Source organism: Variovorax sp. 38R (assembly GCF_014843395.1).
Taxonomy (GTDB): domain Bacteria; phylum Pseudomonadota; class Gammaproteobacteria; order Burkholderiales; family Burkholderiaceae_C; genus Variovorax; species Variovorax paradoxus_H.
Genome location: NZ_CP062121.1, coordinates 2,426,980 through 2,452,886, shown reverse-complemented (window position 1 = coordinate 2,452,886; position 25,907 = coordinate 2,426,980). Strand labels below are relative to the sequence as shown.

24 protein-coding genes are annotated in these 25,907 nt (G+C 69.0%); 5 read left to right on the top strand and 19 right to left on the bottom strand.

What is annotated here, in order from left to right; all coding sequences use genetic code 11:
- Positions 1-27: 27 nt before the first annotated feature.
- The 12 genes from cydX to IG196_RS11030 form a co-directional block, all read right to left on the bottom strand.
- Positions 28-177 (bottom strand): cytochrome bd-I oxidase subunit CydX, encoded by a 150-nt coding sequence (gene cydX / locus IG196_RS11085; RefSeq protein ID WP_192196187.1) that lies wholly within the window; start codon positions 175-177, stop codon positions 28-30.
- 18 nt (positions 178-195) lie between these two features.
- Entirely contained in the window at positions 196-1,350 is a 1,155-nt protein-coding gene (gene cydB, locus IG196_RS11080; RefSeq protein ID WP_192196186.1) for a cytochrome d ubiquinol oxidase subunit II, read from the bottom strand.
- Positions 1,347-2,966 carry a cytochrome ubiquinol oxidase subunit I gene (locus IG196_RS11075; protein WP_192196185.1) on the bottom strand — a complete coding sequence of 540 codons (1,620 nt, stop codon included), beginning with the start codon at positions 2,964-2,966 and terminating at the stop codon, positions 1,347-1,349. The genes cydB and IG196_RS11075 overlap by 4 nt, the downstream gene beginning before the upstream one ends.
- Positions 2,967-3,019: 53 nt before the next feature.
- A complete protein-coding gene (gene cydC, locus IG196_RS11070) occupies positions 3,020-4,732 on the bottom strand; it encodes a thiol reductant ABC exporter subunit CydC (RefSeq protein ID WP_192196184.1) in 1,713 nt (570 codons plus the stop codon).
- Positions 4,729-6,426, bottom strand: coding sequence for a thiol reductant ABC exporter subunit CydD (gene cydD, locus IG196_RS11065; protein WP_192196183.1), 1,698 nt, complete (start codon positions 6,424-6,426; stop codon positions 4,729-4,731). Before cydD ends, cydC begins: the two co-directional genes overlap by 4 nt.
- 156 nt (positions 6,427-6,582) lie before the next feature.
- Positions 6,583-7,677 carry an acyltransferase family protein gene (locus IG196_RS11060; protein ID WP_192196182.1) on the bottom strand — a complete coding sequence of 365 codons (1,095 nt, stop codon included), beginning with the start codon at positions 7,675-7,677 and terminating at the stop codon, positions 6,583-6,585.
- Between the two features lie 74 nt (positions 7,678-7,751).
- On the bottom strand, positions 7,752-8,714 hold the full coding sequence (locus IG196_RS11055) for an NAD(P)H-dependent flavin oxidoreductase (protein WP_192196181.1): 963 nt from the start codon (positions 8,712-8,714) through the stop codon (positions 7,752-7,754).
- 79 nt (positions 8,715-8,793) lie between these two features.
- Positions 8,794-10,584, bottom strand: coding sequence for an acyl-CoA dehydrogenase (locus IG196_RS11050; protein ID WP_192196180.1), 1,791 nt, complete (start codon positions 10,582-10,584; stop codon positions 8,794-8,796).
- An 88-nt stretch (positions 10,585-10,672) separates the two neighbouring features.
- Complete coding sequence (locus tag IG196_RS11045) at positions 10,673-11,605, bottom strand: electron transfer flavoprotein subunit alpha/FixB family protein (RefSeq protein ID WP_099794995.1); 933 nt, start codon at positions 11,603-11,605, stop codon at positions 10,673-10,675.
- Positions 11,606-11,618: 13 nt separating this feature from the next.
- Positions 11,619-12,368, bottom strand: coding sequence for an electron transfer flavoprotein subunit beta/FixA family protein (locus IG196_RS11040; protein WP_192196179.1), 750 nt, complete (start codon positions 12,366-12,368; stop codon positions 11,619-11,621).
- Between the two features lie 136 nt (positions 12,369-12,504).
- Positions 12,505-13,794 carry a mechanosensitive ion channel family protein gene (locus tag IG196_RS11035; RefSeq protein WP_192196178.1) on the bottom strand — a complete coding sequence of 430 codons (1,290 nt, stop codon included), beginning with the start codon at positions 13,792-13,794 and terminating at the stop codon, positions 12,505-12,507.
- 39 nt (positions 13,795-13,833) lie between these two features.
- Positions 13,834-14,787 carry a histone deacetylase family protein gene (locus IG196_RS11030; protein WP_099796365.1) on the bottom strand — a complete coding sequence of 318 codons (954 nt, stop codon included), beginning with the start codon at positions 14,785-14,787 and terminating at the stop codon, positions 13,834-13,836.
- An 89-nt stretch (positions 14,788-14,876) separates the two neighbouring features.
- Here IG196_RS11030 and IG196_RS11025 point away from each other — a divergent pair, with 89 nt between their 5' ends.
- The 5 genes from IG196_RS11025 to IG196_RS11005 all read left to right on the top strand — a co-directional run bounded on the left by IG196_RS11025 (position 14,877) and on the right by IG196_RS11005 (position 20,613).
- Complete coding sequence (locus IG196_RS11025; RefSeq protein WP_192196177.1) at positions 14,877-15,797, top strand: AAA family ATPase; 921 nt, start codon at positions 14,877-14,879, stop codon at positions 15,795-15,797.
- A complete protein-coding gene (locus IG196_RS11020) occupies positions 15,794-16,774 on the top strand; it encodes a DUF58 domain-containing protein (RefSeq protein ID WP_192196176.1) in 981 nt (326 codons plus the stop codon). The genes IG196_RS11025 and IG196_RS11020 overlap by 4 nt, the downstream gene beginning before the upstream one ends.
- Before the next feature lie 13 nt (positions 16,775-16,787).
- Positions 16,788-18,809, top strand: a complete 2,022-nt coding sequence (locus tag IG196_RS11015; protein ID WP_192196175.1) for a DUF3488 and DUF4129 domain-containing transglutaminase family protein — start codon at positions 16,788-16,790, stop codon at positions 18,807-18,809.
- A 74-nt stretch (positions 18,810-18,883) separates the two neighbouring features.
- The gene (mltB, locus tag IG196_RS11010; RefSeq protein ID WP_192196174.1) at positions 18,884-19,987 is read left to right on the top strand and encodes a lytic murein transglycosylase B; all 1,104 of its coding nucleotides are present in this window, start codon (positions 18,884-18,886) and stop codon (positions 19,985-19,987) included.
- A gap of 5 nt (positions 19,988-19,992) precedes the next feature.
- On the top strand, positions 19,993-20,613 hold the full coding sequence (locus IG196_RS11005; RefSeq protein ID WP_192196173.1) for an N-methyl-D-aspartate receptor NMDAR2C subunit: 621 nt from the start codon (positions 19,993-19,995) through the stop codon (positions 20,611-20,613).
- On the opposite strand, the gene IG196_RS11000 is transcribed toward IG196_RS11005, so the two are convergent.
- From IG196_RS11000 to IG196_RS10970, 7 genes are read right to left on the bottom strand one after another with little or no spacing between them, the layout of a single operon-like run.
- Positions 20,592-21,107 carry a hypothetical protein gene (locus IG196_RS11000; RefSeq protein ID WP_192196172.1) on the bottom strand — a complete coding sequence of 172 codons (516 nt, stop codon included), beginning with the start codon at positions 21,105-21,107 and terminating at the stop codon, positions 20,592-20,594. The genes IG196_RS11005 and IG196_RS11000 overlap by 22 nt on opposite strands.
- Positions 21,104-22,186: a beta-ketoacyl synthase N-terminal-like domain-containing protein gene (locus tag IG196_RS10995; protein ID WP_192196171.1), complete on the bottom strand. Its 1,083-nt coding sequence runs from the start codon at positions 22,184-22,186 to the stop codon at positions 21,104-21,106. Before IG196_RS10995 ends, IG196_RS11000 begins: the two co-directional genes overlap by 4 nt.
- Positions 22,183-22,461, bottom strand: a complete 279-nt coding sequence (locus IG196_RS10990; RefSeq protein WP_192196170.1) for an acyl carrier protein — start codon at positions 22,459-22,461, stop codon at positions 22,183-22,185. The genes IG196_RS10995 and IG196_RS10990 overlap by 4 nt, the downstream gene beginning before the upstream one ends.
- A complete protein-coding gene (locus IG196_RS10985) occupies positions 22,458-23,615 on the bottom strand; it encodes an ABC transporter permease (protein ID WP_192196169.1) in 1,158 nt (385 codons plus the stop codon). The genes IG196_RS10990 and IG196_RS10985 overlap by 4 nt, the downstream gene beginning before the upstream one ends.
- Before the next feature lie 9 nt (positions 23,616-23,624).
- Positions 23,625-24,533 carry an ABC transporter ATP-binding protein gene (locus IG196_RS10980; protein ID WP_192196168.1) on the bottom strand — a complete coding sequence of 303 codons (909 nt, stop codon included), beginning with the start codon at positions 24,531-24,533 and terminating at the stop codon, positions 23,625-23,627.
- Positions 24,533-25,513 (bottom strand): BtrH N-terminal domain-containing protein, encoded by a 981-nt coding sequence (locus tag IG196_RS10975; RefSeq protein ID WP_070059462.1) that lies wholly within the window; start codon positions 25,511-25,513, stop codon positions 24,533-24,535. Before IG196_RS10975 ends, IG196_RS10980 begins: the two co-directional genes overlap by 1 nt.
- Complete coding sequence (locus tag IG196_RS10970; RefSeq protein WP_192196167.1) at positions 25,510-25,905, bottom strand: hypothetical protein; 396 nt, start codon at positions 25,903-25,905, stop codon at positions 25,510-25,512. The genes IG196_RS10975 and IG196_RS10970 overlap by 4 nt, the downstream gene beginning before the upstream one ends.
- Positions 25,906-25,907 lie beyond the last annotated feature (2 nt).

Sequence of the window (25,907 nt, the reverse complement as noted above, 5' to 3'; positions counted from 1 at the left end):
CCGCGAGGCAAAGAGGACGCTACGCCCTCACAGCCGCTCTTGCCCCTGCGGGGCTTCCGGCAGGCCGAGCTTTTCCTTGCGGATGGCCTCGTCGTCCATGAGTTCGTACCACATGGCGTTGAGCACGGCGAAGGCGGCTGCCAGCGGCAGGCCGAGTATCCAGGCGAAGTACCACATCTCTTTTTCCTTCCCGTTTCAGTAGGCGTGTCCGCTGTCGTCGCGGATGGCTTGCTCGTCGACCTTGCCCCACAGCACGTGGTAGACCCAGGTGGTGTAGGCAATGATGATCGGAATGAAGAAGACCGTGACCACCAGCATGATGAACAGCGTCAGGTGGCTCGACGACGAATCCCACACCGTGAGGCTGGCGCGGGGGTCGATCGACGAGGGCAGGATGAACGGGAACATCGACGCGCCCACGCTGAGGATGATGCCGGCGATGCCCAGCGCCGCCGTGAGCAGCGCCAGCACCGGCCGGCGCAGCACCAGCCCGAGCAGTGCGCCCAGCGTGCCCACGAAGCCTGCTGCCGGTGCGGCAATGGTCCAGGGGTGCGCCGCGTAGTTGCCCATCCAGGCGCCCGCATGCAGCTCGACGGTCTTCAGCATCGGGTTCGACGGACCCACCGTGTCGACCACGCTGCTGATGCGAAAGCCCCCGATGCCCATCGCCAGCCACACGCCGGCCAGCGCGTAGAACACGAGCGTGAGCACGGCCGCGACCATGCCGTAGCTGCGCGCGCGTTCGGCCACTGGGCCTTCGGTCTTGAGCAGCAGCCACGCCGCGCCGTGCATCACCAGCATCGCCACCGACACCAGTCCGCAGAGGATGGCGAAGGGGTTCAGCAGGCCGAAGAAACCGCCGTCGTAGAAGATGTGCATGTCGGTGCCGAAGCGGAACGGCACGCCCTGCAGCACGTTGCCCACGGCCACGCCGCTGATCAGCGCGGGCACGAAGCCGCTGAAGAACAGCACGCCGTCCCAGCGCGCGCGCCACTGCGGCGACTCGCGCTTGCTGCGGAACTTGAAGGCCACGGGCCGCAAGATGAGCGCCGACAGGATCACGAACATCGCCAGGTAGAAGCCCGAGAACGACACGGCGTACAGCTGCGGCCACGCCGCAAAGACGGCGCCGCCGCCCAGGATCAGCCAGACCTGGTTGCCCTCCCACACCGGGCCCACGCTGTTGATGACCACGCGGCGCTCGATGTCGTTGCGCGCCGCAAACGGCAGCAGCATGCCCGCGCCCAGGTCGAAGCCGTCGGTCACGGCGAAGCCGACCAGCAGCACGCCGATGAGCAGCCACCAGATGAAGCGCAGGGTGTCGTAGTCGAGGAGTGTGTGGAGGATCATGCGGCGCTCCCGGTCGAGGCAGAAGAGGAAGACACGGCGGCACGCGCCGGCGGAATGTGCGAGCGGGTGTCGCCTTCGGTCGGCGCATGCTCGACCTCGGGGCCCTTGCGGATGGCCTTGAGCATCAGCTTCATCTCGATGATGAGCAGCGTGGTGTAGATCGCGATGAAGCCCGCGAGCGTGATCAGCAAGGTCGTCACGCCCAGGTTCGACACGGCCACTGCGGTCGGCAGCACGCCTTCGATCACCCAGGGCTGCCGGCCGTACTCGGCCACCAGCCAGCCGGATTCAATGGCGATCCACGGCAACGGAATCGCCCACACCGCGACCTTGAGCAGCCAGCGATGGCGGTCGAGCGCGCGGCGCGCCGACAGCACGAAGAAGGTGCCGGTCAGCAGGATCAGCAACATGCCGATGCCCACCATCACGCGGAACAGCCAGAACAGCGGCGCCACCTGCGGCACGGTGTCCCACGCGGCCTTGGCGATCTGCTCGTCGGTGGCCTGGCGCGGGTCGTCCACGTAGCGCTTGAGCAGCAGCGCGTAGCCCATGTTGATGCCGTTCTCTTCAAAGTCGCCGCGCACGCCCTGCGTCACCTTGTCGGCGCCGCCGGCCTCGCGGATCTTCTGCAGCGCGTCGTAGGCCTTCAGGCCCTCGCGGATGCGGGCCTCGGCGCGCTTCACGAGCTCGTCGATGCCGGGCATCACGGTGTTGAGCGAGCGCGTGCCGATGAGGCCCATCACCGCCGGGATGTGAATGGCGTAGTGCGTCTCGCGCGCCTTCTGGTCGGGGAAGCCGATCACGGTGAAGGCGGCGGGCGCGGGTTGCGTTTCCCACATGCCTTCGATGGCGGCCAGCTTCATCTTCTGGTGTTCGCCCGAGAGGTAGCCGCTCTCGTCGCCGAGCACCGCCACCGACAGCGCGGCGGCCAGACCGAACGATGCCGCCACGGTCATCGAGCGCTTCGCCAGTTCGATATGCCGGCCCTTGAGCAGGTACCACGCCGACACGCCGAGCACGAACACCGCGGCGCACACATAACCGGCCGACACGGTGTGCACGAACTTGGCCTGCGCGACGGGGTTGGTCAGCACTGCGGCGAAGTCGGTCACTTCCATGCGCATGGTCGCCGGGTTGAAGGCCGCGCCCACGGGGTTCTGCATCCAGCCGTTGGCAATGAGAATCCACAGCGCCGAGAAGTTGGAGCCGATGGCCACGGCCCACGTTGCCGTGAGGTGGCCCACCTTGGAGAGCTTGTCCCAGCCGAAGAAGAACAGGCCCACGAAGGTCGCTTCCATGAAGAAGGCCATGAGCCCTTCGATGGCCAGCGGCGCACCGAAGATGTCGCCGACGTAGTGGCTGTAGTAGCTCCAGTTCATGCCGAACTGGAACTCCATCACGATGCCCGTGGCCACGCCCATCGCGAAGTTGATGCCGAACAGCACGCCCCAGAACTTGGTCATGTCGCGCCAGATGACGCGCCCGGCCATCACGTAGACCGTCTCCATGATGGCCAGGATGATCGACAGTCCGAGCGTCAATGGCACGAACAGGAAGTGGTACAGCGCCGTCACGGCGAACTGCAGGCGCGAGAGCGCGACGATGTCAAGGTCCATGGGGGGCTTCCTTTTGTGTGTTCTGTTCGTTCGTTGCTCGGTCGGTCAATTCATCAATCAGGACGCAGGCCGCGCAGTGCGACCTCGAAGGCATCGGTGCCACGGCGCAGGTCGGCCACGATGCGGCCCTGCGCCATGCACACGAGGCGGTCGGCCAGCGCGGCTTCGCGGCGCAGGTGCGTGGCGATCAGCAGCGTGCGCGGGCCGACCTGCTGCGCCAGGCGCTGCAGCACGTCGTGCGCGGTGGCGGCGTCGAGCGCTTCAGTGGGTTCGTCGAGCAGCCACAGCGGCACGGGCCGCAGCAGCAGCCGCGCGAGCGCGAGCCGGCGCGACTGGCCGCCCGAGAGGCCGAGGCCGCCTTCGCCCAGTCGCGTGTCGAGCCCGGTGGTCAGCGCGCGCACGTCGGCGTCGAGGCCGGCGGCGTGCAGCACGGTCCAGAGGCGCTCGTCGCTGGCTTGCGGATCAGCGAGGCGCAGGTTGTCGCGCAGGCTGTCCTGGAAGAGTTCGGTGCGCTGGGTCAGCAGACAGGCCAGTTGCGCTTGCACATGGCCAGCGCGCGGTGTGAGGTCGCCGGCGATCACGCAGAGCAGCGTGGACTTGCCCGCACCACTGGCGCCGATCAGTGCGACGCGCTCGCCGGCATTCAGATGCAGCGACACGCCGCTGAGCACTTCGACCAGGCTGCCGGGGTGGATGACGGTGAGCTGGTCGACCTGCACCGCTGCGGTTTGCTCGGTGCGGCATGGGCGCGCGCCCTCCTCCACTGCGGGGTCCAGGCGCGGTGCCAACCGACGCACCGCCAGCCACGTGCGACCTGCGTCGAGCGCGCCACGCCGCAGCGCCGCGAACGGTTCGGTGGCGGTCAGTGCGATCAGCAAGGCAAGCGCTGCGCCGGGTGCGCCGATCACGCCTTCGCTCACCAGCGCGCCCACGGCCAGCAGCACACCGACCAACGTCAGGGTGCCGGCGCTGCCGTAGGCGAAGCCGGCCGCAGCTTCGAGCTTGTTCAGTGCGAGGTCGGCCTGCGCGAGGTGCGTGTCGGCATTCATCAGCGCGGCGCGCTGGGCGTCGAGCCGGCCGGCCATTGCGAGGTCGGCCTGGCCCGCGACCAGATCGACGGCCCGCGCGCGCAGCGCCTCCACGGCATGCGCGCGTTGCCGCGCCGGCTGCCGCGCACGTCGCGCGATGAGGCACGCCAGCCCCCAGCCGATGGCGCAGAGCCAGAGCGCGATCGCCACGCCCATCCCCACATGCATGAAGCCGAGCACGATGCCCGCCAGCAGCGCGGCGCCCAACGCCGCAGCGGCGGGCACGAACAGGCGCAGGTAGAGCGACTCGAGCGCGTCGATGTCGGACGTGAGGCGGAACAACAGCCGCGCCGGCCGCATCAGCAGGTCGCGCGCGGCCTCGGGGCGGGCCCAGCCGCGGAACAGCCGCACGCGCAATTCGGCGAGCACGGCGAAAGTGGCGTCGTGCGTGACGAGCCGCTCGCCGTAGCGCGAGCCCGTGCGCCCGAGGGCGAGCAGCCGGATGCCGGCCGACGGCATGAAGACATCGAAAGTGAAAGCCGTGGCCGCGTGCAGGCCGGCGAGCGCGGTTGCGGTGATGAACCAACCCGACAGGCCCAGCAGCGCCATGCCTGCGAGCACAGTGACAGCGGCGAGAAGGCAGCCTAGCAGCAGCGCACGCGGCTGCGTCGCGAGGAAGGGGCGCAGCACGAGGCGCAGGTCGCGCCAGCGAGGCGAACGGGTCGCGTGGCTGCTCATGCAGCCTTCTCCACCCGCGGTTGCGGGCCGAGGCTCACGCTGCGGTCCATGCGCGCGGCCAGCACCGGGTCGTGGGTCGAGACGATCAATGTCCGGCCGCGTGCGAGCGTCACCAGCGCGTCGGCCACGCGCGCGGCGGTGGCGGTGTCGAGGTGGGCCGTGGGTTCGTCGGCCAGGATCAGGTCAGCGTGCGGATGCACCGCGACGCGCGCCAGCGCCAGCCGCACGGCCTCGCCGCCCGACAGGCCGCTGCCGCCCTCGCCCAAGGCGGTGCCGGGATGGGCCTGCGCCACGTCATCAAGCGCCGCGAAACGCATCGCCTCGGCCACCTCGGGCGCGCCGATGTCGGCACGGCCCAGCGCGACGTTGGCTTCGACCGAGCCGGCGAAGACGTGCGGCTTCTGCCCCATCCACGCCGTGCGCTGGCGCAGCGCGGCGGCCGTGTGCTCGGTGAGCGGCACGCCGCCGATGGCGATCTCGCCATGCGTGGCCGGCATCAGTCCCGCGAGCAGTGAGAGCAGCGCGGTCTTGCCTGATCCGCTGGGGCCGGTCAGCGCGATGTGCTCGCCGGCGCCGATGCGCAGCTCGTAGCCGTCGAAGAGCGCTGTCGACTCGCCGGGCCAGGAGAAATGCAGCGCGTGGACCGTCACCGCAGGCGCGGCGCCCGCACCGGCGGCGCCGGTGGCTGCGCGCGTGACCGCGACGCCCGCGCCGGGCAACGGCAGTGCGCCGCGTTGCAGGTCGTCGAGCGCCTTCAACGCCGCTTCGCCCGCCGCGCGGTCGTGCCACACCGCCGACAGCTCGCGCAAGGGCTCGAAGAACGCCGGCGCCAGCAACAGCACGAACAGGCCTTCGCCCAAACTGAGCTGCTGGCCCCACGCGCCGAAGCCGAGCGAGCCCAGCAGATGAAAACCGATGTAGACCGCCACCAGCGCCACACCCAGCGCCGAGAACAGTTCCAGCACCGCGGACGACAGGAACGCGATGCGCAACACAGCCATCGTGCGCTGGCGCAGCGACTGCGCGGAGGCGCCGAGCCGGTCGGCCGTGGCATCGACTGCGTCGAGCGCGCGCAGCGTGGCCAGGCCGCGCAGGCGGTCGAGCAGGAAGGCGTTCATGCCGCCCATCTCGACCATCTGCGCCTCGCTGGCCGCCTTGGCACGCCAGCCGACGATGGCCATGAAGATCGGGATCAACGGCGCCGCCACCAGCAGCACCAGCGCCGCGGCCCACGAGAACCAGGCCACTGCCGCAAGAAGGAAGAGCGGCACCACCGTCGCACGCCAGCGCGCAGGCTGGTAGCGCACGAGGTACGGCACCAGCGCCTCGGCCTGTTCGGCGAGCACGCTGGCCGCAAGGCCGGAGGGCGCGCGTTCGCGGTCGAGCGGCGAGCCGGCCGCCAATGCCGACGCGGTCTGCGCGCGCAAGGTGGTCAGTTGCGCCCGCGCGCGCCCGAAGGTGCGGCGCACGCCCCAGGCTTCGCAGCCCGCGCGCAACAGGCCCCACAACAAGATGCCCACCGCCGGCCACAGCACGGCCGCCATGCCCTCCCCGCTTGCCAGGCCCTGGACCGCCATCGCCAGCAACGCCGCCTGCGGCAACCACGCAAGCGCGGCGGCGCCTTGCACCACGCTGCCGATGTCGGGCGAAGTGAAAGCCTTCAGCGGCGATCGTGGCGGCGTTTGTTCTGTCATTCCTTGAGTTTGTGTATTTTCAGTATTTACTGAAATATTCACAATCATACACATAGGTGACGAAACACGGAGACTGCCCGCTCGGAAGCCCCGAGGCAACAGATTTGCAAAGAATCGGGGAGAAAAAGGTCCGCGCCCGAGCGGGCGCGGCGCGCTTCAGTACGACACGATGAGGCCGCTGACGAGCAATGCGGCAAAAAGTGCGCATACGCTGCGCACCGAGGCCGGCCGGGCTTCGACCCCCCGGTACAGCAGCACCGCGGCGCCCACCGACAGGCCGAAGGTCGCGACCATGCCGAGCAGATCGACCCACGGGTCGTGCGGCCCCAGGCCCGCCACCAGCGCATTCACAGCGAGCAGCACCGGGAAGTGGATCAGGAACAGCGAATACGAAATGCGCCCCAGCTGCTGCAGCGGCACGGCGACTGCAGGCCAGTGTGCGGGCGACAGCCACTGTCGGCGTTGCGCCACCGCGATGAGCAGCGCGGTGACCAAGGCGATGGCGATGCGACTGCGCCAGTCGATCATGAGCGCGCCCACTCCGACCAATGCCAACAGCGCGACGGCGCCGTGCCAGGTGCTGGCGCGCGTGACGCGGCCGACCCAGAACGCCAGCATGCCGAGCCCGTAGGCGCCGAAGAAATAGAACGCCGTGTCGTCCAGCCGCGCCTGCCGGTTGAACAGCGCGAGCGAGGCCACGGCCACGATGAACACCAGCGCCACCGGCGCCCAACGCGCGGCCGAGGTGGGCTGCCGCAGCACGGCGGGCAACCCGACCAGCGCGAGCGCGAGCGCAAACAGCTGGAAGTCGATGGCCACGTACCAGACGCCGGTCGACAGCGACTCGTAATTCAGCAGGTCCTGCAGCAGCAGGCCGTGGGCCAGCAGTTGCGCGAGGCTGGGCGTGGCCGGCACCACGTCGTCACCGAGCCACGGCCGCGCCACCTCGGCCACCAGCACGCACACCGTGAGCGCCGCAAGGTACGGCATGACCAGCCGGCCATAGCGCTGAAAGATCCGCAAGAACGGCCGGTCGACGCGCAGCACGCCGTCGGGCGCGAGGCTCGCCGTCGCAAGAAAGCCGGCGATCACAAGGAACACCTGCACCGCAAGCCGGCCGTCGTCCGCCAGCCAGCCGAAGAAATCGGGCGCGAGCACCTGCGCACCGGCCGGCATCGGGCCGTAGCGCGCGAGGTGGTGCCCGACGATCAACGCACAGGCCAAGCCCTTGACCACGTCCAGCAACGGCATGCGCCCCTGCCGCGTGGGCACAGCCGCTCCGACGCCGCTTGTTGCGACGGTCGCGGCCGGTGCGTGCGAACTGTTCAAAGTGCCAATCGCTGTCGTGCTTCCTGGTACTCGCGCTTGAGCTTCTCGATGAAGGCGCCTGCGCTCGCCACTTCGGTGATCGCGCCGATGCCCTGGCCCGAGCCCCAGATGTCTTTCCAGGCCTTGGCCTTGCTGCCGTCGCCGCCGCCGAAGTTCATGGTCGTCACGTCGCCTTCGGGCAGGTTGGCCGGGTCCATGCCGGCCTTGACGATGCTGGGCGCCAGGTAGTTGCCGTGCACGCCGGTGAACAGGCTCGAATAGACGATGTCGTCCGAGTTGCCGTCCACGATGGCCTGCTTGTAGTCGTCGCTCGCACGCGCTTCTTCGGTCGCGATGAAGGCGGTGCCGATGTAGGCGAAGTCGGCGCCCATGGCCTGCGCCGCGAGCACTGCGCCGCCCGAGGCGATGGAACCCGACAGCGCGATCGGGCCGTCGAACCACTGGCGGATTTCCTGCACCAGCGCGAACGGGCTCTTCACGCCCGCGTGGCCGCCGGCACCGGCCGCCACGGCGATGATGCCGTCGGCGCCCTTCTCGATCGCCTTCTGCGCGAACTTGTTGTTGATGATGTCGTGCAAGGTCACGCCGCCGTAGCTGTGCACCGCGTCGTTCACGTCGGTGCGCGCGCCCAGCGAGGTGATCACGATCGGCACCTTGTACTTCACGACCATCTCCATGTCGTGCTCCAGGCGGTCGTTGCTCTTGTGCACGATCTGGTTGATGGCGAACGGCGCGGCCGGCTTGTCCGGGTTGGCCTTGTTGTAGGCCGCGAGCTCTTCGGTGATCTCGATCAGCCACTCTTCGAGCTGTGCCGCGGGGCGTGCGTTGAGCGCCGGCATCGAGCCGACCACGCCGGCCTTGCATTGCGCAATCACGAGCTTGGGGTTGCTGATGATGAACAGCGGCGAGCCGATGATCGGCAGCGGGAGGTTCGCGAGAACAGAAGGCAGCTTGGACATGTCGTCTCCGGGAAGGGGTTCGGTTTTATAAGAGCAAGGGGCCGCTGCCGCCCGTCAGATGGGCGACAGCGGCGGTGCATCAGAACGCTTCGAGCGCCAGCGCCGTGACGCTGTCGGCGCCTTCGACGATGCTGTCGCGAATGCCCGGCACCTTGTTCAGGATGTGCTCGGCGTAGAAGCGCGCGGTGGCGATCTTGGCCTGCATGAAGGCGACGTCGACGTTGTGCGAAGCCTGGTCCTGCGCCACGATGAGCGAACGCGCAAGCTGCCAGCCGGCCACGAGGTTGCCCGCGAGCATGAGGTACGGCACGCTGCCCGAGAACACGGCGTTCGGCGAGGCCTTGGTCTGGCCGGCGACGAAATCGACCACGTCGATGAAGGCGAGGCGCGCAGCGGTCAGGCGCTTGAGCACGGCGGCGGCTGCGGCGCTGTCGCTCTTGGCGAGCTCGGCCTCGGTCTTCTCGATCTGCGCGGCAATCGCCTTGGCCGTCTGGCCACCGTCGCGTGCGGTCTTGCGGCCCACGAGGTCGTTGGCCTGGATCGCGGTGGTGCCTTCGTAGATCGTGAGGATCTTCGCGTCGCGGTAGTACTGCGCCGCGCCCGTCTCTTCGATGAAGCCCATGCCGCCGTGCACCTGCACGCCCAGCGAGGTCACTTCGAGGCTCATCTCGGTGCTGTAGCCCTTGACCAGCGGCACCATGAATTCGTAGAAGGCCTGGTTCTGCTTGCGCGCGTCGGCATCGGGGTGATGGTGCGCGGCGTCATACGCGGCAGCGGCCACCGAGGCCATCGCGCGGCAGCCTTCGGTGTAGGCACGCATCGTCATCAGCATGCGCTTCACATCCGGGTGGTGAATGATGGGCGCGCTGGCGTTGATCGAACCATCAACCGGGCGGCTCTGCACGCGGTCCTTGGCGTAGGCCACGGCGTGCTGGTAGGCGCGCTCGGCAATCGCGATGCCCTGCATGCCCACGGCGTAGCGGGCCGAGTTCATCATGATGAACATGTACTCGAGGCCACGGTTTTCCTGGCCCACGAGGTAGCCGACGGCGCCGCCGTGGTCGCCGTACTGCAGCACGGCGGTGGGCGATGCCTTGATGCCCATCTTGTGCTCGATGCTCACGCAGTGCACGTCGTTGCGCGCGCCGAGCGAACCGTCGGCGTTGACCATGAACTTCGGCACCACGAACAGGCTGATGCCCTTCACGCCTTCGGGCGCGCCGGTCACGCGGGCCAGCACGAGGTGCACGATGTTCTCGGCCATGTCGTGCTCACCGTAGGTGATGAAGATCTTGGTGCCGAACACTTTGTAGGTGCCGTCGGGCTGTGGCTCGGCACGGCTGCGCACCATGGCCAGGTCGCTGCCGGCCTGCGGCTCGGTGAGGTTCATCGTGCCGGTCCACTGGCCGCTCACGAGCTTCTCAAGATAGATGGCCTTGAGCTCGTCGGAGCCGGCCGTGAGCAGCGCCTCGATGGCGCCGTCGCTCAGCAGCGGGCACAGCGCGAAGCTCATGTTGGCCGAGTTGAGCATTTCGCCGCAAGCCGCGCCGATGGTCTTGGGCAGGCCCTGGCCGCCGAAGTCCGCCGGATGCTGCAGGCCCTGCCAACCGCCCGACACGTACTGCGCGAAGGCGTCCTTGAAGCCCTTGCTGGTGGTGACTTCGCCGTCCTTGAATGACGAGGGGTTGCGGTCGCCTTCAACGTTGAGCGGCGCCACCACGTCCTGGTTGAAGCGCGCGCACTCTTCGAGCACGGCCTGTGCGGTTTCGAGGCCGGCGTCTTCAAAACCGGGCAGCTTGGCGATCTCGCCGATGTTGGCCAGGTGTTCGATGTCGAACAGCATGTCCTTGAGGGGGGCGGTGTAGCTCATGTCTCTTCTCTCCAGGGGCCGCGGCGGATGCGGCAGATGTAAAAAAGGCATCGCGAACGATGCCTTCTGGCTCAATGCGCTGAAGCGATCAGAGCGCCTTCACGAGTTCCGGCACGGCCGTGAACAGGTCGGCCACGAGGCCGTAGTCGGCCACCGAGAAGATCGGGGCTTCTTCGTCCTTGTTGATCGCGACGATGACCTTCGAGTCCTTCATGCCGGCCAGATGCTGGATGGCGCCCGAGATGCCCGCGGCGATGTACAGCTGCGGCGCGACGATCTTGCCGGTCTGGCCCACTTGCCAGTCGTTAGGGGCGTAGCCTGCGTCGACGGCGGCGCGGCTGGCGCCCAGGCCTGCGTTGAGCTTGTCGGCCAGCGGGGCCATCACTTCGGTGAACTTCTCGGCGCTGCCCAGGGCACGGCCACCGGAGACGATGATCTTTGCGGCGGTCAGTTCAGGGCGTTCGCTCTTCGTGACTTCGCGGCCGACGAAGCTGCTCTTGCCGCTGTCTGCGACGCCTTCAGCGGTTTCAACGGTGGCGCTGCCACCGGTGGCGGCTGCGGCGTCGAAGCCGGTCGTGCGCACGGTGATCACCTTGGTGGCGTCGGTGCTCTGCACGGTGGCAATGGCGTTGCCGGCGTAGATCGGGCGCTCGAACGTATCCGGGCTGTCGACCTTGGTGATGTCGCTGATCTGTGCCACGTCCAGCTTGGCAGCCACGCGCGGAGCGACGTTCTTGCCGTTGGCGGTCGAGGGGAACAGGATGTGGCTGTAGTTCGCTGCGATCGCGAGCACTTGGGCTGCGACGTTCTCGGCGAGGTTCTCAGCCAGCGATGCGCTGTCGGCAGCGATCACCTTGGACACGCCGGCGATCTGCGCGGCGGCCTTGGCGGCTTCGGCGGCGTTGGCACCGGCCACGAGGATGTGGACGTCGCCACCGCAAGCCAGCGCTGCAGTCACGGTGTTGAGGGTGGCCGGCTTGATGCTGGCGTGGTCGTGTTCGGCAATGACGAGTGCGGTCATGTTCGTTTCTTCCTCAGATCACTTTGGCTTCGTTCTTGAGCTTGTCCACCAGGGTGGCAACGTCAGGCACCTTGATGCCGGCACCGCGCTTCGGCGGCTCGCTGACCTTGAGGGTCTTCAGGCGGGGCTTCACGTCCACGCCCAGGTCTTCGGGCTTGAAGATGTCCAGCTGCTTCTTCTTGGCCTTCATGATGTTGGGCAGCGTCACGTAGCGCGGCTCGTTCAGGCGCAGGTCGGTCGTGATGACGGCGGGCAGCGTGAGCGTCAGCGTTTCCATGCCGCCGTCGACTTCGCGTGCGACGGTGACCTTGTCGGCTGCGAGCTCGACCTTCGAGGCGAAGGTGGCTTGCGGCAGGTCGGCCAAAGCAGCCAGCATCTGGCCGGTCTGGTTGGCGTCGTCGTCGATGGCTTGCTTGCCGAGGATGATCAGCTGGGGCTGTTCCTTGTCGACCAGTGCCTTGAGCAGCTTGGCAACAGCCAGCGGTTGCAGCTCTTCGGTGGTCTCGACCAGGATGCCGCGGTCGGCACCGATGGCCATCGCGGTGCGCAGGGTTTCCTGGCATTTGGCATCACCGCAGGACACGGCGATGACTTCGGTCACTAGGCCCTTTTCCTTCAGGCGAACCGCCTCTTCGACAGCGATCTCGTCGAAGGGGTTCATGCTCATCTTGACGTTGGCAATGTCCACCCCGGTGCCGTCGCTCTTGACGCGCACCTTCACGTTGTAATCGACGACCCGTTTGACAGGCACAAGAACCTTCATTGACTTGACTCCATTGGATTGCAAAAGGGGGGCTTCGAGAGCAGCCGGCCATTTTAGGACGCCGGCCTTGGCTGCTACTCCATTCTTCTTGTCGGCCTCGAGGGCTCAAAAAAAGAACGATCGTGCTTTTCCGTGATTATAAAACAGCGGGAGGCGCTGCGGCCACACCCGCCGGCAAAGATTCCACTCGCAGCACCCGCTGCGGATAGGGAATGTCAATGCGGGCGGCCCGCAGTCCTTCGAGGATGGCGATGTTGATGGCCGAGCGCACGTTGTCCTTGCCCTTGTCAGGGTCGGCAACCCAGAAGTTCAGGCTGAACTCCAGGCCGTCGGGCGCAAAGGTGACGAGGTAGGCCACGGGCGCCGGGTCGGTCATGACGCGCGGCTGGGCCTTGGCGGCGTCGCACAAAATGCCCTGCACCTGCGCCACGTCGCTCTCGTAGCCGACCACGATGTTGGTGGTGATGTTGAACTTGCGATCGGCCAGCGACAGGTTCTCGACCCGGCTGGTGATGAGCGATTCGTTCGGCACGATGGCTTCGCGCCCGTTGCCCGCGCGAATGAGCGTGTAGCGCGTCTTGATGTCGGTGATGCGACCCTCGAAGGTGTCGACCTTCACGTTGTCGCCGATGCGGATCGAGCGCTCCAGCAGGATCACGAAACCGCTCACGTAGTTGGCCGCCAGCTTCTGCAGGCCGAAGCCCAGGCCCACGCCGAGCGCACCGCCCAGCACCGACAGCGCCGTGAGGTCGACCCCCACCGCCGACAGTGCGAACAGCAGACCGATCAGCAGCAGGAAGGCACGCACCGCGTTCGACGCCACCTTGCGCATCGACAGGTCGCTCACGGCCTCGCGCAGGATGCGCTTCTCGATGGTGCTGGCGATCCACAGCGCGATCATCAGCACCAGCCCGGCCGACAGCGCGCCCTGGATGATGGTCTGCAGGCTCACGCGGGTCTTGCCGAAGGCCAGCGTGATGTCGTCGAGTTCGGCCAGCACCGGCGGCAGCAGGCCGACGATCCACAGCACGGCGGCGATCCAGGCCAGCCACGAGATCGTGCGTTCGATCAGCCGCACCAGGCTGGAGGTCGGGAACACGGCCCGCAGCACGCGCGCGAACAGCCGGATGACCGCCAGCGACAGGAACACCGGCACGGCGATGCGCAGCACCAGCACCACGGGCAGCAGATCGAGCGCCACGCGGCGCGCGATGCCGGTGAGCACCAGTGCGAGCAGCGGGAACAGCAGGCCATCGAAGGTGCGCTCGCCGAACCAGATCGAATCTTTGGGCTGATCGCGGCCGAACCATTTGCACACGGCCCATGCCACGGCCACACAGGTCACGAGCACGGCCAGTTCGATGCCCAGGCCGTGCGCGTCGACCTGTTTCAGGCGCAGAAGGAAGTCGTCGAAATTGAAATTCATCGATGAAAGAAACATGGCGCCCCGCGGGCGCCGTCTGCGTTAGAGGTCTGCCAGCACGCGGATGTGCGCTTCCACGCTGCGCGCCAGGGCGTCGAGGTGATAGCCGCCCTCGAGCAGCGAGACGATGCGCCCGCGCGCATGGCGCTTGGCGACATCGCGCACGCGGCCGGTGATCCAGGCGAAGTCGTTTTCATTGAGGCCGAGTTGGCCCAGCTCGTCCTCGCGGTGGGCATCGAAACCGGCGCTGATGAAGACCATCTGCGGCTTGAAGGCGTCGAGCCGCGGCATCCAGATCGCCTCGACCAGCTCGCGCACATCCATGCCCTTGGTGTAGGCCGGGATCGGCAGGTTGAGCATGTTCGAGGCCGGATGCTCGGTGCCGCTGTACGGATAGAACGGGTGCTGGAAGAACCCGACCATCAGCACGCGCGGGTCGTTCGACAGGATGTTCTCGGTGCCGTTGCCGTGGTGCACGTCGAAATCGACGATGGCCACGCGGTCCAGGCCGTGCACCTCGAGCGCGTGCCGCGCGGCAATGGCCACGTTGTTGAAGAAGCAGAAGCCCATCGCCTGCTCGCGGCAGGCATGGTGGCCCGGCGGGCGCACGGGGCAGAAAGCGTTCTCGATCTCGCCGGCCATCACGGCATCGGTGGCGGCGACGGCGGCACCGGCGGCGCGGCGCGCGGCCAGCAGGGTGAATCGGGTGAGCACGGTGTCGGGGTCGACCTGCGCGTGGTCGGGGCCGCCGGCGGGCGCATCGGCCACGAGGCGCTGCTGCAGCTCCTCGAGGTGCTCGACATGCGCGTGGCTGTGGGCCCGGGTGATCTGTTCCAGCGTGGCCAGGGGCACCTCGCCCCGCGCCAGCGCGTCGCCGACGCCAGTCAGCAACAACCGGTCTTCGATGGCATCCAGCCGCTCAGGGCATTCGGGATGCCCGTTGCCCATGTCGTGCTTCCAGAAGTCGCGATGCGTGAAGTAGCCTGTCTTGCCCATCTCTCGCCATGTCTCGTGTCGTCGCGTCTAGACCTCACACGGCATGGGGCCGCAAGGTCTTACGGTATCGTTTGCATATGGATACAAATATGGACGTAGCCGCGAAGCTAGCCTCTTTGCTGAGTCAGCTTAACACGGTGATTGTTGGCAAAGATGCCCAAGTGCGCGACTGCGTGGCCTGTTTGCTGGCCGGCGGACACCTGCTGATCGAGGACGTGCCGGGGGTCGGCAAGACCACCCTGGCCCATGCGCTCTCGCACACTTTCGGCTTGCAGTTCTCGCGCGTGCAGTTCACGGCCGACCTGATGCCGGGTGACCTGTCGGGCGTGGCGATCTACGACCGGGGGCAACAGGCCTTCGTGTTCCACCCCGGGCCGATCTTTGCGCAGGTGCTGCTGGCCGACGAAATCAACCGCGCCAGCCCCAAGACCCAGAGCGCGCTGCTCGAGGCGATGGAAGAAAAGCAGGTCACGGTCGAGGGCGAGACCCGCCCCCTGCCCACGCCCTTCTTCGTGATCGCCACGCAGAACCCGCAGGACCAGCTCGGCACCTTCGCGCTGCCCGAATCGCAGCTCGACCGCTTCCTGATGCGCATCTCGCTGGGCTACCCCGACCGCGCCGCCGAGCGCCAGCTGCTCGCAGGCGCCGACCGCCGCGAGATGCTCGCCGGCCTGCCCGCCCTGCTGACCGCGGGCGAACTCACCGCCCTGCAGCAGCGCGTGCAGCAGGTGCATGCGGCCGAGCCGCTGCTGAACTACCTGCAGGACCTGATCGCCGCGACCCGCTCGGGCCACTGGTTTTTGCAGGGCCTGTCGCCGCGCGCGGGCATTGCCGTGCTGCGCGCCGCCAAGGCGCAGGCGCTGCTGGCCAACCGCAGCTACGTGGCGCCCGACGACATCCAGGCCGTGCTGCCGCAGACGATCGCGCACCGCCTCACGCCCGTGGGCGACGCGGGGCGCGGCGCGGTCGAACAGGTGCGCGCGATGATCGCCGCGGTGCCGCTGCCGTGAACCCTGTCGGCGTCCTGCGTTCGCGCCTCGACGGCTGGTTTCTTTCGCGTCGGCTGCCGTCGGACACGCTCGAACTCACCCAGCGCAACGTCTACATCCTGCCGACGCGCGCCGGCTGGACGCTGGCGGCCACGCTGCTGGTGTTGCTGGTGGCGTCGATCAACTACCAGCTCAACCTGGGCTACCTGCTGACCTTCCTGCTGGCCGGCAGCGTCGCGGTGGGCATGCATGTGTGCCACGCCACCTTGCGCGGGCTGGCGCTGCGCATGGTGCCGCCCGAGGCGCAGTTCGCGGGTGCCGCCGCGGTGTTCCGCGTGGTGCTGCACAACACGCGGCGCAGCGTGCGCTACGGCATCGGCATGGCGGTGCGCGGCAGCGGCCAGTGGGCATGGACCGACGTGCCGGCCGAAGGCACGTCCACCGTGGAGATCGCCTTCCAGCCCGAGCGGCGCGGCCTGCACCCGGTGCCGCCGCTGACGGCCGAGACGCGCTTTCCGCTCGGCACCTTCCGCGTGTGGTCGGTCTGGCGGCCGGCCGCGCAGATGCTCGTGTACCCGACGCCCGAAGCCCATCCGCCGCCACTGCCGCCTGGTGAGCCCCTGTCCGGCCCGGCCGCCGCGTCGGCCGCGATGCGGGCGCAGAACGCCGGCGAGTACGACGGCGTGCGCGCCTACCGCCGCGGCGACCCGCTCAAGCTCGTGGTCTGGAAGAAGGCCGCGCGCGCGCAGGCCAACGGCTCCGAAGACCTCGTGAGCCGCGACACCCAGCACACGCAGCGCGAAGAACTCTGGCTCGACGCGCAAGCGGCCGCGCTGCCCGACACCGAAGCCCGTCTGTCGCGCCTGTGCGCCTGGGTGCTGATGGCCGACCGGCTCGGCGTGGACTACGGCGTGCGCGTGGCCGGGCGCACGGTGAACCCGTCGCAGGGCGAAGCGCACCGGCGCGCCTGCCTCGAGGCGCTGGCGCTGTGCGCATGAACGAGGTCGCCGCATGAACCGGGTCGCACGCGAACTCACCGCACTGCCGAGGGATGCACGGGACACGCTGTTCCTGCTCTGCGTCATCGGCCTGATCCTGCTGCCTCAGGTGAACGAACTGCCGTGGTGGTGCTCGGCCATCACTGCCATGGTGCTGCTGTGGCGCGCCTCGCTGGCGGTGCAGGCGCGCCCGCTGCCCAGCAAGTGGTGGCGCATCGCACTGCTGGCGCTGGCGCTGGCCGGCACCTACGCCACCCACCGCACGCTGCTGGGCCGCGACGCGGGCGTGACGCTGGTCGTGTGCCTGCTGGCGCTCAAGACGCTGGAGCTGCGCGCGCGGCGCGACGCCTTCGTGGTCTTCTTCCTGGGCTTCTTCGCGATGCTCACGAACTTCTTCTATTCGCAGTCGCTACTCACCGCCTTCACCATGCTGCTGGCGCTGCTGGGCCTGCTGACGGCGCTGGTCAACGCCCACATGCCGGTGGGCCGGCCGCCGCTGATGCAGGCCGCGCGCACCGCCGGCTGGATGGCGCTGGCGGGCGCGCCGGTGATGCTCGCGCTGTTCCTGCTGTTCCCGCGCTTCGCGCCGCTGTGGGGCACGCCCGGCGACGCCATGGCCGGGCGCAGCGGGCTGTCGAACACGATGCGGGTCGGCACCATCGCCGAGCTGGCGCTCGATGGGAGCATCGCCGCGCGCATCAAGTTCGATGACAACCGCGCGCCGCCGCAAAGCCAGCTCTACTTCCGCGGCCCCGTGCTCGCGCAGTTCGACGGCCGCGAATGGACGGCGCTGCCGACGTGGGCGCGCAGCGGGCAGTCGGTGTCGAACCTGCGCACGCGCGGCGAGTCGGTGCGCTACGAGGTCACGCTCGAAGCCAGCCAGCGCCCGTGGCTGCTCACGCTCGACGCTGCGCCGCGTGCGCCCGAGCTGCCCGGCTACGAGGTCACTGGCACGCCCGACCTGCAGTGGTTCGTGAACCGGCCGATCACCGACCTCGTCCGCTACCGCGCCGAAAGCCACCCGCAGTTCCAGAGCGGCCCGATCGTGCGCACGGGCAGCCGGCTCCAGCCCTACCTGGCGCTGCCGCCCGGCAGCAACCCGCGCACCGCCGCACTCGCCGCCCAGATGCGCGCAGACCCCACGCTGGCCGGCGCCGATGCGCAGGCCTTCGTGCAGGCCGCGTTGCAACGCCTGCGCACCGGCGGCTACACCTACACGCTGGAGCCCGGCGTGTACGGCAACGAGACCGCCGACGAGTTCTGGTTCGACCGCAAGGAAGGCTTCTGCGAGCACATCGCCTCGGCCTTCGTCGTGCTGATGCGCAACCTGCAGATTCCGGCGCGCATCGTCACCGGCTACCAGGGCGGCGAGCTCAACAACGTCGACAACTACTGGGTGGTGCGCCAAAGCGACGCGCACGCCTGGGCCGAGGTCTGGCAAGAGGGCGCGGGCTGGGTGCGCGTCGACCCGACCGGCTCGGTCGCACCGGGCCGCATCGGGCAGTTCCAGCGCCTCGTGCCGCAGCCCGGCCTGTTCGCAGGCGCCATCGGCGTCATGAGCCCGACGCTGGTGCAGAACGTGCGCGCCGCCTGGGAGGCCGTGAACAACGGCTGGAACCAGTGGGTGCTCAACTACACGCAGAGCCGCCAGCTCGACCTGCTCAAGACCCTCGGCTTCAACGCCCCGAGCCTGGAAGACCTGGCCTACGTGCTGCTGTACCTGCTGGTGGCCGCAAGCCTGGCCGGCGCCGGCTGGACGCTATGGGAACGCAGCCAGCACGACCCGTGGCTGCGCCTGCTGGGCCGGGCCCGCGCGCGACTGGCGAAGGCGGGCCTGCCGCTGCCCGAGACCGCGCCGCCGCGGCAGATGGCCCAGGCGGCCGACGCCCGCTTCGGGCCCGCCGCGCAGGCCGTGCGCGACTGGCTGCTGAAGCTCGAAGCCCAGCGCTACGCGCCCACCACCCCTGCATCGCTCGCCGCGCTGCGCGCCGAGTTCCGCCGGCTGCCCTGGCCGCCCACACCACCGCGCGCCTGACACACAGGACACGCGGCTGCAACCACATGTGTCGCCCGAAAGTGCGCATGCGCACGGGCGGCACAATCATGTCCATGTCACACGCCTTCCCCATGCCCTTGCGCGCCGCAGTGGCCGCCACCGCCCTCCTCGCCGCCTGCGCCGCCTGGCCCACGGGCGCCCTGGCCCAGAAGCCTCAGGCCAACGGCCGCCCCGCCGTCACGCCGGTGCGTGGCAGCACCCCGTACGCCACGCGCGACGACGCCATGGCTTTCGCCGACGACGTCGCCCAGCGCCGCAACCTCGACCGTGAATGGGTGCGCGCCACCATCGGCGCCGCGCGCTTCCTGCCCAACGTGCCGCGCCTGATGCTGCCGGGCCCGGTCGGCACGGTGAAGAACTGGCAGACCTACCGCAGCCGCTTCATCGACCCGGTGCGCATCGCGGCCGGCGTGCGCTTCTGGCGCGCCAACGCCGACACGCTCGCACGCGCCGAAGCGACCTACGGCGTGCCGCCGGAAATCATCGTCGGCATCGTCGGCGTCGAGACCATCTACGGCCGCAACATGGGCAACTTCCGCGTGATCGATGCGCTGGCCACGCTGTCCTTCGACTTCCCGCAGGGCCACCCGCGCGCCGCCGAGCGCGTCGCCTTCTTCCGCGGCGAGCTCGAGAGCTTCCTGAGCACCGAAAGCCGCACCGCCGACGATCCGCTCACGCCCGTGGGCAGCTACGCCGGCGCGATGGGCATGCCGCAGTTCATGCCCAGCAGCATCGCCAAGTACGCGGTCGACTTCGACGGCGACGGCCGCATCGACCTCGTGAACAACCCGGTCGACGTGATCGGCTCGGTCGCCAGCTACTTCAAGGGCTTCGGCTGGACGCCGGGCATGCCGTCGATCTACCCGGTGCACTTCGAGGAAGCGCGCCTGAAGAAGGCGCTGCTGCTCGCGCCCGACATCCTGCCGACCTTCAGCGCCGACAGCTTCGTCGCCGCGGGCGCCGTGCCCGAGGGCGAAGGCCTGAAGCACAAGGGCCTGCTCGCGCTCATCGAGCTGCAGAACGGCCTCGACGCACCGCCGACCTACGTCGCCGGCACGCGCAACTTCTACGTGATCACGCGCTACAACTGGAGCAGCTACTACGCGATGTCGGTGCTCGACCTCGGCCAGGAGGTCAAGGCCGCGATGGAGCAGTAACTGCCATGACACCGCACGCGCTGCACGCGAACTGGACAGAGGCCTGGCGCGCGCTCGGCGTGGCCGCGCCCGACCACGCGCTGCAGCTGGAACTGCAGCGCCGCTACAGCGAGCCGCAGCGCCACTACCACACGATGCAGCACCTCGGCGAATGCCTCGCGTGGTTCAACCAGGAGCAGGCGCTGGCCGAACGCCCCGGCGAAGTCGCGCTGGCGCTGTGGTTCCACGACGCAATCTACGACGTGCATGCGCATGACAACGAGGCACGCAGTGCGGACTGGGCGCGGCAGGCGATGCAAGCCGCCGGTGTGGATGCAGCGGCGGCCGATCGCGTCCACGCGCTCGTCATGGCGACGCGCCACGACGCCGTGCCCCAGGGCCGCGATGCTGAATTGCTCATCGACATCGACCTGTCGATCCTCGGCGCCGAGCGTGCGCGCTTCGACGAGTACGAGTGCCAGGTGCATGCGGAATACGGTTTCGTTCCCGAGGAGATTCGCCTGCCGCGTCGGCGCGCGATCCTCCAGCGCTTTCTCGATCGCCCGGCGATCTACGCCACGCCGCGCCTGCATGCGCTGCTCGAAGCGCGAGCGCGCGAGAACCTTCAGCGCTCGATCGCCGCCTGATCGGTCGGCACCAACCGCCACCACTCGGTGCGCGGCGGCGCATCGCCGTAGGCTTCTTCCACCACGCCGAACAACAGACCATCCAGCCCTGCACCAAGCTGCGACAGCGCCAGCGGACGCGCGAGATCGCGGCACAGCATGAAGCTCGCATCGCCCTGCCAGTCGAGGCAGCGTCCGACTTCCGCCAGCATCAACGCAGGCTGGCTCTGCATGAAAGTGAAAGGCATCGGCAAGCCCGCGTCGAGCTGCGCCAGCCCCGCGCGCGTGGCCTCCCACGCGCCGCGCTGGCTGGTCACGCGCAGGCGCGCACCGGCTGGCAACGCGGCTTCGCCGGCCGCATCGAGGCACGTGCGCGCGCCGTACATCGCGAGTTCGGTCCACAGGCCGACACGGCGCGGCCGGCGACCCAGGCGCGTCGCGAGTGCGTCGCGCCAATCGTCCGGCGGCGGATGCGCCACGACATGGGCGACGGTGCGCCAAATCGGTGTGCTCATGCGGCGCCGCAATCCGTGAGCACCAGCGACGCGTGCCCGCCGCCGAAGCCCACCACGTTGAGCAGGATGTGGCGCAGCCGCGCCGGCGGCCCGTCGCTCAGTGCGATGCCGAGCGTCTCGTCGAGCGCATAGCCGACCGACGGCCAGGCGCCGCCTTCGATGCAGCCGACCAGCAAGGCCAGCTCCGCCGCCCCGGCCGCGCCGAGCGTGTGGCCGATCGCCGACTTGAGCGACACCAGCGGCGGCAGGGGGTCGAACACCTGCCGCAGCGCCTCGACCTCGATCGCGTCGTTGACCGGGCTGCCGGCGGCCTGCACCTTGATGAGGTCGATGTCCGCGGGCTGCAGGCCGCTGCGTGCCAGCGTCTCGCGGCACATCGCGCGCACCGCGCTCGCCTCGGTGCCCGAGGCGTTGCGCCCATCGACCACGTTGGCGCCACCGCCCAGCGCCCAGCGCGCAGGTTGCGATCCGAGCCGCAGTGCCGCCACGGCCTCGCCGAGCACCAGCCCCTGGCGTCCCGCGCCGAAGGGCCGTGCGCTGTCGGGCGCCAGCAGCTGCATCGCGCCGAAGCCGGCCACGGTAAAACGGTTGTCGAGCTCGGCGCCGATCACCAGCGCCTCGCGGGCCTCCCCCGCGCGCACCATGTCGGCTGCCGCCAGCATCGCATTGAGCGCCGAGGTGCAGGCGGTCGAAACGGTGAAGACCGGGCCTTGCCAGTCGAGTGCGGCGGCGGCGATGTCGGCGAAGTCCTGCAGGTCGCCGCTCAGCCGTTCGTCGTGCTGTGCGTGTTCCATGGCACCGATGTCGAGCGACGACGAGGCCACGAACAGCGGTCCCTGCCGGTCCAGCCCGTCGCCGGTCTGCGCGACCACGCGGCGCACCGTGTGCTGCACGCGCTGCGCCCAGTCACCGGGTGGCACGGGCAGCGTATAGACCGGCCACTGCAGGCCGTCGGCCACGGTCACAGGTGTGGGCGGCACGCCGCCGCGCCGCAGCGCTGCGAGCGCGGACGGCAGATCGTCGCCGAGCACACAGGCCAGGCCCATGCCCGCCAGGTACACGGGACGGATCAGGCTCATGCCTTGCCCGCTTGCACCAGGTGGTCCGCCAGGTGCGCGATCGAGGTCATGGCGCGGCGCGTGTCCTTGCTGTCGGGCATGCGCAGGCCGAAGTGCTGCTGGATCGCCATCGACACCTGCAGCGCGTCGAGCGAGTCGAGGTCGAGCCGCGCCTCGGGGCCGAACAGCGGCTCGTCGTCGCCGAGGCCGCCGGGCGGCGGCTCTTTCTCGACGGCCTCGAGCACGAGGGCCTTGAGGCGGGCGATGAATTCAGGAGAAGAAACGGTGCTCGTCACGGTGCGCGCCTGCGAAACAGAAAGACAGCCACGAAAAACATGAGGGCCGCGAACGCCACCAGCCGGCCGACCTGCGGCAGCACCTCGGCCGCGCCACCGCCGCGCAGCAGCACGGTGAGCAGCGCTTCGAGCCCCCAGTTCATGGGAGAGATTTCGACCATGCGCTGCATGAAGCCCGGCATGACGAACTTGGGCACCATGATGCCGCCCGCCGCCGCCATCAGCACATTCACCATCGGCCCGAGCGTGGCGGCCTGCGCATGGCTCTTGACGAGGCAGGCCACCGCGAGCGACAGGCTCACAGCCGCCAGGCTCACGGCCGCCAGCGACAGCAGCAGGCCGCCCCAGTGGATGCCCGACAGCGACAGCGCGTCACCGCCGATCATCGGCATGAGCCAGATCCCCGCCGCCAGCATCAGCAGCGCCTGCAGCGCGTTCACGCCGAGGTAAGGCAAGGCCTTGGAGGCCAGCAGCATCGAGCGCGACACGCCCAGGCTCTGCAGCCGGCCGAGCGCGCCCGAGCCGCGCTCCTGCACGAACAGGCTGGACAGCGAGGCGACCACGAAGAACATGCCGAACACCAGCCAGGCCGGCACGTTCTGCTGCACCGACGTGGGCCGCGGGCCGGCGGTGGCAAAGCGTTCGGCCTGCACCATCGCCTGGATGGACGCATCGGGCGCGGGGCTGGCCGTGCCGGGCACCGCCAGCGCGAGCCGCGCCTTGAGTTCGCCCGACGCACCGATGAGCTCGGCGCGCAGCGCATTGAACAGGTTGGCGTCGATGCCGGGCTCGGCCAGCAGGCGGATGTGGGCGCGCGTGGAAAGCGCGGCCGATTCCAGTTCTTCCGACAGGCCGGGCTCCAGCACGATCACGTACTTGAGCGTGCCGCTGCGCAGCCGCGCCTGCCAGTCGGCGCCCAGCGGCTGCGGTGCCCCGTGGCTGCGCTGCCAGATCTGCAGCAGCCACTTGGCGGGCGTGCCGCTGTCGCGCACGTCGACGGCGTAGCGCAGCTCGGCCAGCGGCGGGCGGTAGATGTCTTTCAGCGTGAGCGACATCAGCACGATGAAGACCATCGGCATCACGAACAGCACGGCCAGCCCGTGCATGTCGCGCACGAGGGCCAGCAGTTCTTTCTTGATGAGCGCGAAGAGCATGGCGTTCGATCAGTCGCGCAGCGAACGGTGCGTGAGCGCCATGAAGAGCTGCTCGAGGTCGTGGCGGCCGAACTCGGCCTGGCGCACCTCGATGCCTTCGGCTTCGAGCGCGGCCAGCACCGGGCCGGGGCCGCTGCCCGCGTTCAGGTGGATGCGCCAGTGCGCCGCGCCCTGCTCCACCGTGCCGAAGCGCGACAGCATCTGTGCGTCGAGCCCGTCGGCGGCCAGCGTCAGCAGCATCGCGCTTTGCGCCAGCAGCGCGTCGAGCGGGCCTTCGCGCAGCACGCGCCCCTGGTCGAGGATGGCCACGCGGTCGGCGATGGCCTCGATCTCTTCCATGTAGTGCGAGGCGTAGATCACGGCCGCGCCCGCCTGCGCGAGGCTCTTGATCGCATCGAGGATGAAGGCGCGCGACTGCGGATCGACGCCCACGGTCGGCTCGTCGAACAGCATCAGCTCGGGCTCGGGCAGCAAGGCGATCGCGAGGTTAAGCCGGCGCTTCAGGCCACCAGACAGCCGCTCGGCGCGCACGCCCGAGAACTGCTCCAGCTGCGCGAACTGCGTGCAGGTGTCGATGCGCGCCTTCTTGCGCGCACCCGAAAGTTTGCCGGCCGCGGCGAAGCAGGCCAGGTTCTCGGCCACGGTGAGCATCGGATAGAAGGCCTGGTCCTGCGGTGCCACGGCAATACGCGTGGGCGCCTTGGCGCGCACCTGCTGCAACGGCTGGCCGTCGATGCGGATGTCGCCCGACTGCACCGCGAGCGCGCCCGACAGGTGCGAGATCAGCGTGGTCTTGCCGGCGCCGTTCGGGCCCAGCAGGCCCAGCACGCAACCGCGCGGCACGGCGAGCGACACGTCGGCCAGCGCGGCCTTGTCAGCGTGCGGATAGCGGTAGCCGAGCTGGTGAAGCTCCAGCATCAGGCGACCGCGGCCTTGAGGTCGCGGAAGAAGGTTTCTTCCTGCTGCGCCTGCTCGCGCAGCTTGCCTGCGAGCGCCACCGGGTCAACGGGCTCGCGCCCCTTCACCATGCGCGCGGCCTTGAGTGCGAACGCACGCCAGCCGTCGCCGATGGCGATCAGGCGTTCGGACATCTGCGTGAGCTGCGGTTTGTCGAGCAGCTGCGCCGCCTCCTGCAGGAAGCCCGCGTAGATGAAGCGGAAGCCCGCCCCGCCCGTGCCGATTTCTTCCTGCATGCGCACCAGGTGGCCGATGAAGTCGACGCTGCGCGGATCGCTGGGCGACAGCTTCTGCATGCGCTTGGCCAGCGTGCGCATGCCGCGCACGCCGACGATGGGCACGGGCGCGAGCATGTTGCGCACGGTCTTGCGGATGGCCTTGGTCACCGAGGCGGCGTCAACCGCCTTGCGCTCGATGGCCTGCGGGTAGTACATGAGCCCCTTGGGCGCGAGCACGCCCTTGGCGAAGCGCGCGCGCGACAGGTCTTCGCTCGCGCAGCGCACGGGTTCCTCGAACACGGGGTCGCTGATCAGGTAGTCGTCGCCGTCCTTGCCGTAGACCAGCAGGTTGTGCGCGTTGAAATGGAAGCGCATGTTCGGCGGAAAGTACGGCAGCCAGTAGACCGAGGTCTGCAGGCCCACGAGCTGACCGTCGGCCAGCAGCGCGTCGAGCCGCTGCTGCCCTGCTTGCGGGCTGCGGAAGGTCTCGAAGCGAAAGCGCGCGGCCATCGGTGCCAGCAGGCCCTTGATGATCGCCTTGGGCGGCATGCGGTACGAGATGAGCGGCAGGCCCGACAGCTTGATGAACGGCAGGTAGGCGAACGACAGCGCCGACGACAACCCCAGCGCCATCGCCTCGCTCATCGGCGCGCCATGGTGGCGCATGAGGCTGGAGATGACGCCGCTTTCGCAGTGCGCCGCCTGTTGGTGTTGGAAGTTCACGGCAGGCCTTGCAGGGTGGAAACGGGCAGCCCCAGCGCCTGGCCGTAGCGTGCGAGCTGGGTCGGCGACAGCGCGGCGAAATGGCGGGGCTGCAGGTGGCGGCGCACGCGCCACTGCCAGAAGCCGCTGGTCTGCGAGAGCAGCGCCACGTCCATGCGGCGCTCGTACATCCAGTATTCGAGCGGCGAAGCCAGCCCGGCCTTCACGCGCGTCTTGGCCTCCTGTGCCTGCTCGACCAGCACGTCGACCGCGTGGCTGGTGACGATCTCTTCCGCCTCCCAGCCCTTGGACGTCGTGGTGACGACGCGGCCTTGCGCATCGCGGGCGTACATCAGCTTGGAATGGCCGGCGAGGGTCGCGTTGCCCTCCTGTGGCACGGCATCGAGGTCCATGG

What these genes read in the sequence shown, in the direction of transcription:
- cydX (WP_192196187.1), bottom strand. Translation starts at nt 177, where the DNA reads ATGTGGTACTTCGCCTGGATACTCGGCCTGCCGCTGGCAGCCGCCTTC.
- cydB (WP_192196186.1), bottom strand. Translation starts at nt 1,350, where the DNA reads ATGATCCTCCACACACTCCTCGACTACGACACCCTGCGCTTCATCTGG.
- IG196_RS11075 (WP_192196185.1), bottom strand. Translation starts at nt 2,966, where the DNA reads ATGGACCTTGACATCGTCGCGCTCTCGCGCCTGCAGTTCGCCGTGACG.
- cydC (WP_192196184.1), bottom strand. Translation starts at nt 4,732, where the DNA reads ATGAGCAGCCACGCGACCCGTTCGCCTCGCTGGCGCGACCTGCGCCTC.
- cydD (WP_192196183.1), bottom strand. Translation starts at nt 6,426, where the DNA reads ATGACAGAACAAACGCCGCCACGATCGCCGCTGAAGGCTTTCACTTCG.
- IG196_RS11060 (WP_192196182.1), bottom strand. Translation starts at nt 7,677, where the DNA reads ATGCCGTTGCTGGACGTGGTCAAGGGCTTGGCCTGTGCGTTGATCGTC.
- IG196_RS11055 (WP_192196181.1), bottom strand. Translation starts at nt 8,714, where the DNA reads ATGTCCAAGCTGCCTTCTGTTCTCGCGAACCTCCCGCTGCCGATCATC.
- IG196_RS11050 (WP_192196180.1), bottom strand. Translation starts at nt 10,584, where the DNA reads ATGAGCTACACCGCCCCCCTCAAGGACATGCTGTTCGACATCGAACAC.
- IG196_RS11045 (WP_099794995.1), bottom strand. Translation starts at nt 11,605, where the DNA reads ATGACCGCACTCGTCATTGCCGAACACGACCACGCCAGCATCAAGCCG.
- IG196_RS11040 (WP_192196179.1), bottom strand. Translation starts at nt 12,368, where the DNA reads ATGAAGGTTCTTGTGCCTGTCAAACGGGTCGTCGATTACAACGTGAAG.
- IG196_RS11035 (WP_192196178.1), bottom strand. Translation starts at nt 13,794, where the DNA reads ATGAATTTCAATTTCGACGACTTCCTTCTGCGCCTGAAACAGGTCGAC.
- IG196_RS11030 (WP_099796365.1), bottom strand. Translation starts at nt 14,787, where the DNA reads ATGGGCAAGACAGGCTACTTCACGCATCGCGACTTCTGGAAGCACGAC.
- IG196_RS11025 (WP_192196177.1), top strand. Translation starts at nt 14,877, where the DNA reads ATGGACGTAGCCGCGAAGCTAGCCTCTTTGCTGAGTCAGCTTAACACG.
- IG196_RS11015 (WP_192196175.1), top strand. Translation starts at nt 16,788, where the DNA reads ATGAACCGGGTCGCACGCGAACTCACCGCACTGCCGAGGGATGCACGG.
- mltB (WP_192196174.1), top strand. Translation starts at nt 18,884, where the DNA reads ATGTCACACGCCTTCCCCATGCCCTTGCGCGCCGCAGTGGCCGCCACC.
- IG196_RS11005 (WP_192196173.1), top strand. Translation starts at nt 19,993, where the DNA reads ATGACACCGCACGCGCTGCACGCGAACTGGACAGAGGCCTGGCGCGCG.
- IG196_RS11000 (WP_192196172.1), bottom strand. Translation starts at nt 21,107, where the DNA reads ATGAGCACACCGATTTGGCGCACCGTCGCCCATGTCGTGGCGCATCCG.
- IG196_RS10995 (WP_192196171.1), bottom strand. Translation starts at nt 22,186, where the DNA reads ATGAGCCTGATCCGTCCCGTGTACCTGGCGGGCATGGGCCTGGCCTGT.
- IG196_RS10985 (WP_192196169.1), bottom strand. Translation starts at nt 23,615, where the DNA reads ATGCTCTTCGCGCTCATCAAGAAAGAACTGCTGGCCCTCGTGCGCGAC.
- IG196_RS10980 (WP_192196168.1), bottom strand. Translation starts at nt 24,533, where the DNA reads ATGCTGGAGCTTCACCAGCTCGGCTACCGCTATCCGCACGCTGACAAG.
- IG196_RS10970 (WP_192196167.1), bottom strand. Translation starts at nt 25,905, where the DNA reads ATGGACCTCGATGCCGTGCCACAGGAGGGCAACGCGACCCTCGCCGGC.